This is a genomic window from Cetobacterium sp. (genome assembly GCF_977044495.1).
This window is the reverse complement of sequence record NZ_CDRRQU010000071.1, coordinates 1-6,812: the sequence shown is the minus strand read 5'-3', so window position 1 is coordinate 6,812 and position 6,812 is coordinate 1. Positions and strand designations below refer to the sequence as shown.

The following is a 6,812-nucleotide window of genomic DNA, read 5'->3' as shown; positions in this document are numbered from 1 at the left end:
AATATTTGGTGCATAGATACGTCCATTACTAAACTGTTTAAATAAACTCCCAATATGTTTTTCTTCTACTCCGTCCAAATCAATAGCAATAGCATACAAATACCTTGAGTTATTTGCCGTTCTATTTCTCCCAACATATGTGATAGGACTCATCACAACAAATTTTCTATCCTTGATTTCTTCTAAAAATTCTAAGTTATTAAATACCATAAAAGTTCTAGTTTTCCCTGTATCTAATATCTCACACATAATACCATTATATTTATGATTCTGATAATCTCTATCCTCTCCCTCTGTTTCAAATGGAAGAACATTATCTCTCTCAAAGATATATTGAATAAACTCATATATATCTATTTGAGAATAATTTAAGTAAGGATTATAAACTATATAACCATTTCTAAAAGTATATAAATCTAACTGTCTACTCATAAAAACCACCTAAAAAAAACACCGACGGGGGCGTTATATTATCAATGAATTTATTGTACATTTTTTTGAAAAAGAAAAAACACCGACGGGGGCGTTATATTATCAATGAATTTATTGTACATTTTTGATAAAAAAATTATATCACAGGGGCGTTATATTATCAATATATTTATTCCACCTTTTTGAATTTAAGTTCCCCCTAAAATAACCTATTTGGAGAAAAAACACTACTTCGGGGGAACGTTTTTTTATAATTATATCTTCTCAATAATTATAAAAAATAAATAGAAGGGGGTATGAGACTCTTATTTGTGACTAAAACAGTTTATTTGACTTACGTCGAAAAAAATAACAAAAAATTTTTAGCAACACCTAAAATTAAGATTTATAAACTCTGATGATAAAGATAGAGAGTTCTACTCTCTATCTTTCATATCCTCTTGCTCTAGCTTGTATTTTTCTTTTTTCTTTTTCAACTATATCTATCTCATCATCATATATCTCTATTACACAATTACTAGCAAGTACTGAAAGTTTGCTAGTGTTGTTTAAATTTTCCTCTAAAGTTCTATTATTTTTTTCTGTATATCCACTTACTGCTCCTGCTGTTCGTGGAGGAAGTTTATCTAATTTCGTAGCTTTGCTGACTATTAATTTAGCTTGATTTAACACTCTAATCTTATTATTATTACTTTTTATTGTTCTATCTATTTGTTTTAGCTCACTAGCACTTTTAGTATTTGCACTTTGTTCTAATACTACTTTTAAGTTTTTATTCTCTAAAATTAAATTATTTCTTTTTGAAATAAAGTTTTTCAATATCTCTCTTACTTCTTCATAATCAAATTTAAAGTTCTCTTTATATGATTGAAAATTCTTTATTTTCTCTTGAATTTCCTCGCTTGAGTTATCTTTATATTTTTTCTCATACATTTCAATTTTAGCATTTAAAATTATTCTTTCTTCAAGAGAATTTTTTTCTTTTAGACTATTAATACTTTCTTCTATTCCTGCACTCATCTTATTTTCAATACTAATTTCTATAAATTTCTCTCTAAGTTTTTGACTAAATTCATCACTAGATTTCGCAGAGATTCTCATTAATTCTCTATAATTTTCTATCTCCTGCAATAACTCTTTTCTATCTTCAAGTTGATTCTCAATATTTTTAATTTCATTTGAAACAGCTCTTTTTTTATCATCAAGTTGATTTATTTCTCTTCTTGATGAAGATAGTTCTTCTTTAATCTGATGATATTTTTCAAGCTCCTTGGTTAGTTCTAACTTTTGATTTTCAATTTTGTCTTTTTCTATTTTGATACTATCTTCTCTATTTTTTAGTGATAATTTTTCTTCTTTTAGTTGATATTCCTTTCTGATTAAGTTCTGTTCCCTAGTCTTTATTTCTAGCTTTTCTTTCTTTAAATCTTCTATCTCTTTATGAACTTTATCTTTCAAACTATCTAAATTAGAAACTTCATTTTTCTTATTAAAAATAATTTTTTCTAAAGCTAGTTTTTCTTCTTCCATTTGCTCTAATTCTTTTAATTTTTCTAATTTTTTACACTCTTTCTCTAAAGATTTTTTAATTTTTTCTAATTCTTCAAGATGTTGTTTTAAAGTCTGTAATTCAGCATTATTAACAACAAGTTCTTGCTTAACTTCTTCTCTAATTTCAGTAATAATCTTATCTTTAAGATTTTTTCTTTCTAACTCTAATTCTCTCTCTAAATTGTATTTTCTAGCATTATAAAATTTAGATAATTCATCTTCTGCTACTGCTTTTTTCTCACTAATATTTTTTTCTAATTCAGTTTTCTGTATTTTTAACACTTCTATCTCATTATTTTTTCTAAGCAATTCATTTTTTTTCTGTTCTATCTCTCCTGCAACATCAATATTTCTTTGCTCTAAATCCTTATTTTTTTCTTTTAAAATATCTAAAGATTTTCTACTTTCAAAAATAGCCGATTTGGTGCTAATGAACTGAAGAATTTTATCAACTTCTTTCTCATCAAGTTTAACTTCTTCCTTTCCGAACACTCCAAAACTTTTTTTCTTCTTTGATAATATCTCAAGAACTTCTTTTCTATCTCTATCTAAAACTTTTTCATGCTCTTTCACTAGCTTGATTTCATCTATGTTATAATCATAGTTTCTACCTTTTTCTTTTCCTTTAAGAACTTCTTTTTTTTGATAGACTCTATTAAAATCTTGAATAGCAACTTCTCTCATTTCAGCTTGTAATTTTCTCATTATCTCTTGAGAAAATACAGAGTTTTTTGACACTTGTACTTCCATTCCTCTTTTATTTTTTGTACTAATAGGAACACCCACAATTTGCAGGTGTGGAGAACTCTCATCATAATGTACAACTGCATTTACAATTTTAAAATTCTCTAAATTTTTTTCAAGATATTGTATTTGTTTTTCAAATACTTCTGTCATCTTTTTCCTATCTTCAAGTTCTATTCTTTCCCAATATTCTTTATCAGCTAATTGGATAATACATTCAACAGCTATATTCTTTTGCTTGTCATCAGATATTTTTTGAAAATAGTCAAAAATTTTTCTGTCATCTCTAGTTTGTTTTGCGTTATATTCTAATCTACTTTCATCAAAAGTATCTCTATAAAATTTCTCAACATCTTTATATAAATTATTACTTCCTCTTAGTATTTCATTATGTTGAGATAATTCTAAATCTATTGCCGACGGACAACTAAATTTATCTTCATATTCTCTCATATTATGTTTACTTACAGATGATAATTTTATTTTATTTGATATTGCATGTTTTTTACTTCCAAAATGCAATGAATAGCTTATCATAATATCACCTCATGATTTCATAAAAAAGCTCAACGCAGTTGCTCCCTTAGTTTTGACATATATGTCAAAACTACAAGGGAGTTCTTAATTCTGACGAATTAAGAAGATAATTGCTTTTATATTAATTATACTATATGTTTTAAAGAAAATCAAATTAAATATGCTTTACATTTCAATTAATATAATTGCTTTAAGAGAAAAAATGTAGTATAATATATCAGACTAAAAAAACAAAAGGAGCTGATTTTGATGTCTGAAAATACAAATAATAATGAAATAATTAAAGAAAAAAAATCTAAAAAAAATATGACGTTACTTGAGCAAGAAGAAGAGTTACAGAAAAAATTAAATACTATTGATAATCATATTGAAAAACTAAAAAAAGTAATGACTGATTATAAGAAAGAAAGAAAAGTTATTGAGAAAGAACTTGAGTTTGTTTCCATGAAAATTAAATTAGAAAAACTTGAAGAAGAAAAGAAAAATTGGGAGAACTCAAACAAAGGAAATTAGTGCTATGAAGTTCATAAAAAATGAAAAAGAAAGAGAAAAAACTTTCTTTAAGTTGTGGAATGATGAAGTCAAAATCAATCCCCAAAATTATAAATTTGTTCATGGAAATGATATTCAAATTTTTAGAGGAATAACACAGGAAGAACTACAAACTATTTTTGACTTTTGCAACAAGTATCATAAACTTTTTAAATACTGCTACCATACTAGCAAGAGTAATGATGAAAAGTTTATTAAAGATATTTTGCAAAGTTTGAAAGAAAATTCTTCAATAATTTTAAAACACATTTTTGATTATGAATAAAAGAAAAAAATAAGGGGAAATACTAATTTCCCCTTGTATATAATACATATTCACTTAAATTACAATCATTAGGATATTTCATATCCGTCAATATCAACTACTTTTTTTACTTTAGATTTCTCATAAGGTAACCACATATTTAATAATAATACTTCTTGATTTTCTTCTAATTCATTTTTTAATATTTTTATTTCTCTAGCCTTTGGAAATTCTTTTTTTTCATCTTCTAAATCTAATAGAGTAAGAGTTATAATTTCTTTTAAATTACTTAATACTTCCTCTATTGTTTTTCCATATGTTGCATAGTTATCAATATTTAGGTCAGGAACACCACCATAGATTATATCATCTTCATAAGTTAAAATTGTTGGATATATTATTTCATTCATTATAAACACCTTTCTTGTTATTTTTTAAACATATTCATTGATTACTTTTTTCTGTTGTAGTTACTAGGATAATATCCTAGTAAAATTAAAACATGTTCATTTGATTACTTTTTTTCTCTTTGATATAGTAGGTTGCTACTGTTTCAAATGAAAACTCAAATTTTTCTAATGTTTTTTCATATGAATGAGAACGCTTTGCCTGTTTTGTAGAGTATTGAACAGTTGCTAGATTATCTAAAATAATAAATCCATATCTTTGCTTTTTACTTCTAGTTTCTCCTATTTTTCTGATTGTTAAAATATATTCTATCCCATTTGGAATATGAACTTGAATAACATCAGCTCCTGCTAAATCTAATAAATTCTTATAAGTAATATACACAGATTCTACTATTGTTTTTTCATCTTCTTCATCATCTTCAAGGTCTATTTCTTTTCTCTCTATTTCAAGCTTATATTTTTTCATAACTTCATTGATTTTCTCTACATCAAAATTAAATTCTCGTTTGAACTCCTTTAAAGGTTTAAAATATTGTCTATTATTTTCTTCTTTTCTAGTAATAGAAAATGACTGTACAGCAGTATTAGTGTTAATATTTATATTTTCTACATCATTCAAAATTATTGGGAAGTTATACGGCAACCTTTCTTTCCCCGAAACTTCTTTATACTCTTTAGCTAATTTATTGATTTTTCTTTTAATCATTTTAAGTTTTTCTTTATCTTCAACATAATTAATAGTTCTAATATATTTTGAACTCCTATTATCAGTAATTACTTCTGAATTTTTAAAAATAAAATCAAATACTTCTTCTTGAAGTTTATAATATTTCTTCCATTCTTCTTTTTTTTCTTTATCTAATATAAACATTTTATCTCCTTTATAAAAAGTTACTAGGATAATATCCTAGTAAATAAAATAATATTATTTCAAGTAGATTTTTTTTAAATTATCTACTTGCCTTATAAATACAGTATTTTCAAGAGGTATAAGTATCGTCTACCCCTTGAAAAACCTCTTAAACGGCGTTTTACGAGGTCAATTTTTTTAGAAAAATATCAAAAAATTGGTTTAACTATATATTTAGTTAAATTTTCTAACTTTTCAGTTTTTTTATAGAAACAATCATTTTCTTGGAAGATAACTTCCATACTCTCATAGCAAGGATAATATATCCCCTTGACTCTAGCAAAACTCTCAACACTTATATTTAGAGTTCTAGCAGAACTTCTTTGTCTTATCATCAACTCATAATTCATTTTAATAGCTTTGAAAAATAGCTCAAACTCTCTTAAATTCACTACTTGTAAGGATTTTAAAAACTCATAAAAATAATCTAATTCCTTTAGATTTATAAAACTCTTTAGATAATCAAGAATTTCAGAACTTTCGCTATCTTCATTGAATTTAGAATTTAAGAAAACTTGAAGATTCCTTAACTTGATAATATAGTCATATTGAAAGTAAATTATAAATTTTTCTTTAGATGATAGCTCATCAAGTGCAGGAATAGTTACATAATCTAAGTTTATTTCAAATTCTTCTATCTCTTCTTTCATAAGTTCTCCTAATCTCTATCTGAAATTTGAAAGTATAGTTCAAAATCTCTAATTTTAAAGATATAATTATAATCTCTAAAGTTTTTATCTGCTAGATGATACTCACTTTTTTCTATTCTATCCATTTTGATGTTGATTTCATCTTCTGTAAATTTGAAATATAGATAATCTCCTTCGCCTATCCAAACTCTTAGAATATATCTTTGTTCATCTTCATTAAATAAACAATTTTCTTCTTCATCAACAGTCAAATTTCTAATTACTATATCTAAAGTATTTTGATATATTTTCAATTCTTCTACATCACATTTCTCTAAAAATTCTTTTAATGTTAAATTTGCTAATGTAAATCTTCTATTGGCATTATCAAAAAACTCTCCTAAAATCTCGGCAGGTAAACAATCAGATTTTTTCTTCAATCCCTCTAATAATATTTCAAATAACTCTGCAAGTGTTGTACCTTTTACTGTATATTTATGATAATTAATGAAATCTATTATGTTATCAATCTTATCTTCATCATCTTGATGAAACACCTCATCAGCAGTCAGATGAAATACATCATCAAATTTCTTATTCCTTGCAAAATTGTCTAATTCTCCCATACTAACCTGTATAAATTCTTCTCTAGCTTTTTCAACTCCCATTTCTTCCACTAAAGTATCAATAAATTCAAATGTTTTTTCCATATCAAACACCTCTTTTTTTATGTTACTAGGATAATATCCTAGTAACCACATTTTAACATAAAATTATATTATTTTCAATAGAATTGTGTTATA

General features: G+C 25.3%; 7 protein-coding genes and 1 pseudogene. 2 read left to right on the top strand and 6 right to left on the bottom strand.

Annotated features, from left to right (window positions below):
- Together ACWI69_RS11470 and ACWI69_RS11465 are read right to left on the bottom strand one after the other, a co-directional pair.
- A pseudogene (locus tag ACWI69_RS11470) lies at nt 1-432 on the bottom strand (hypothetical protein); the annotation flags it as partial.
- A 423-nt stretch (nt 433-855) separates the two neighbouring features.
- A complete protein-coding gene (locus tag ACWI69_RS11465; protein ID WP_448821969.1) occupies nt 856-3,264 on the bottom strand; it encodes a plasmid recombination protein in 2,409 nt (802 codons plus the stop codon).
- 249 nt (nt 3,265-3,513) lie between these two features.
- On the opposite strand from ACWI69_RS11465, the gene ACWI69_RS11460 reads away from it, so the two are divergent.
- Nucleotides 3,514-3,777 (top strand): hypothetical protein, encoded by a 264-nt coding sequence (locus ACWI69_RS11460; RefSeq protein WP_448821968.1) that lies wholly within the window; start codon nt 3,514-3,516, stop codon nt 3,775-3,777.
- Between the two features lie 4 nt (nt 3,778-3,781).
- Entirely contained in the window at nt 3,782-4,081 is a 300-nt protein-coding gene (locus ACWI69_RS11455; RefSeq protein WP_448821967.1) for a hypothetical protein, read from the top strand.
- Nucleotides 4,082-4,149: 68 nt separating this feature from the next.
- Here ACWI69_RS11455 and ACWI69_RS11450 read toward each other — a convergent pair whose 3' ends face one another.
- The 4 genes from ACWI69_RS11450 to ACWI69_RS11435 all read right to left on the bottom strand — a co-directional run bounded on the left by ACWI69_RS11450 (nt 4,150) and on the right by ACWI69_RS11435 (nt 6,719).
- On the bottom strand, nt 4,150-4,470 hold the full coding sequence (locus ACWI69_RS11450; protein ID WP_448821966.1) for a type II toxin-antitoxin system HicB family antitoxin: 321 nt from the start codon (nt 4,468-4,470) through the stop codon (nt 4,150-4,152).
- An 85-nt stretch (nt 4,471-4,555) separates the two neighbouring features.
- Nucleotides 4,556-5,341, bottom strand: a complete 786-nt coding sequence (locus tag ACWI69_RS11445; protein ID WP_448821965.1) for a hypothetical protein — start codon at nt 5,339-5,341, stop codon at nt 4,556-4,558.
- 188 nt (nt 5,342-5,529) lie between these two features.
- Nucleotides 5,530-6,030 carry a hypothetical protein gene (locus ACWI69_RS11440; protein ID WP_448821964.1) on the bottom strand — a complete coding sequence of 167 codons (501 nt, stop codon included), beginning with the start codon at nt 6,028-6,030 and terminating at the stop codon, nt 5,530-5,532.
- Between the two features lie 8 nt (nt 6,031-6,038).
- Entirely contained in the window at nt 6,039-6,719 is a 681-nt protein-coding gene (locus ACWI69_RS11435) for a hypothetical protein (RefSeq protein WP_448821963.1), read from the bottom strand.
- Nucleotides 6,720-6,812: the final 93 nt, after the last annotated feature.

What these genes read in the sequence shown, in the direction of transcription:
- ACWI69_RS11455 (WP_448821967.1), top strand. Translation starts at nt 3,782, where the DNA reads ATGAAGTTCATAAAAAATGAAAAAGAAAGAGAAAAAACTTTCTTTAAG.
- ACWI69_RS11440 (WP_448821964.1), bottom strand. Translation starts at nt 6,030, where the DNA reads ATGAAAGAAGAGATAGAAGAATTTGAAATAAACTTAGATTATGTAACT.
- ACWI69_RS11465 (WP_448821969.1), bottom strand. Translation starts at nt 3,264, where the DNA reads ATGATAAGCTATTCATTGCATTTTGGAAGTAAAAAACATGCAATATCA.
- ACWI69_RS11445 (WP_448821965.1), bottom strand. Translation starts at nt 5,341, where the DNA reads ATGTTTATATTAGATAAAGAAAAAAAAGAAGAATGGAAGAAATATTAT.
- ACWI69_RS11460 (WP_448821968.1), top strand. Translation starts at nt 3,514, where the DNA reads ATGTCTGAAAATACAAATAATAATGAAATAATTAAAGAAAAAAAATCT.
- ACWI69_RS11435 (WP_448821963.1), bottom strand. Translation starts at nt 6,719, where the DNA reads ATGGAAAAAACATTTGAATTTATTGATACTTTAGTGGAAGAAATGGGA.
- ACWI69_RS11450 (WP_448821966.1), bottom strand. Translation starts at nt 4,470, where the DNA reads ATGAATGAAATAATATATCCAACAATTTTAACTTATGAAGATGATATA.